The sequence below is a fragment of the Prevotella sp. MGM1 genome, from assembly GCF_002933775.1.
In the GTDB taxonomy this organism is placed as follows: Bacteria; Bacteroidota; Bacteroidia; order Bacteroidales; family Bacteroidaceae; genus Prevotella.
On record NZ_BEWV01000093.1, the window covers coordinates 1 to 1,004 of the forward strand.

At 57.8% G+C, this 1,004-nt stretch carries 1 protein-coding gene; it reads left to right on the forward strand.

From position 1 onward, the window contains the following. A partial coding sequence (locus tag MoGM_RS02775; RefSeq protein ID WP_146078626.1) for a TlpA disulfide reductase family protein occupies positions 1 to 862 on the forward strand: 862 nt, incomplete at its 5' end. Positions 863 to 1,004: the final 142 nt, after the last annotated feature.

A 1,004-nucleotide genomic window follows, 5' to 3' on the forward strand; every position in this document is an offset into this window, starting at 1 on the left:
GCTCCACGCCGGCTATCAGGCGGTGAATTGTCTGGTGTCGGCTCCGGGCAGGCTGGCGCGGGCGTTATATGAGAAAGGCATCATACAGGGCGACCGCTATTCCGACTGTATCGACTCGTTGGCAAAGACAGTGCCCGCCGACTACATACCGCGCGAGCTCGCAGAACAGGCAGACAGGCCGCAGGCAGTGCTCGCCCCGTCGTACGTCCGCATCATAGGCAGCTACGAGAAGGAGCGCATAGCCCCGCTGCTCGGTGCCGGCCGGGGCACATATCTCATGGTGAACGACGCCGATGAGCTGTATCGCTGCGTGTCCAACGACTTCACGCCGCTCGACGACGACCGGAAGGCGAGGCTCGCGGCGCTGCCCGAGGGCTACCGCCGGATAATCGGCGACAGGAACGACGCGCTGCTCAAAACGTTGGAAGAGAGGAAAGCCAATACCGGATATTCCATACGCGACGTGCCCGCCGTGGCCGACAGCCTGCTCTTCGACAGCATAGCGGCGCGCTATCGCGACAAGGTGGTAGTCGTAGATGTGTGGGAGACGTGGTGCGGTCCGTGCCGCTTGGCCCATGAGCGTATGGCGCCGATGAAGAAAAACCTTGCCGGCAAAGACGTTGTCTTCGTGTATCTGGCGAGTGAATCGTCGCCAGAGAACACGTGGCGATACATGGTTGCCGACATCCCCGGCGAGCACTACCGCCTCACCGGGAAGCAGGCCGACGCGCTGCGCAGACGGTTTAAGATAACCGGCGTGCCCACATACATCATCCTCGACCGTGACGGCAAGGTCACCTATCGCCAAACCGGTTTCCCCGGCGTGGACAGGATGAGGAAAGAAATAGAGAAGAACTTTTAGGGGTTGTTTCTTTTTTTAGGGAGTTAAGAAGTTAAGCCAATAGCTTTCAAGACTTGAATGTATCAACCTCTTTGTTCTTTCCACACAGGACTCTGTGCTAAAAGCTATTGGCTTAACTCCTTAACTCCCTAAAAGAGTATCT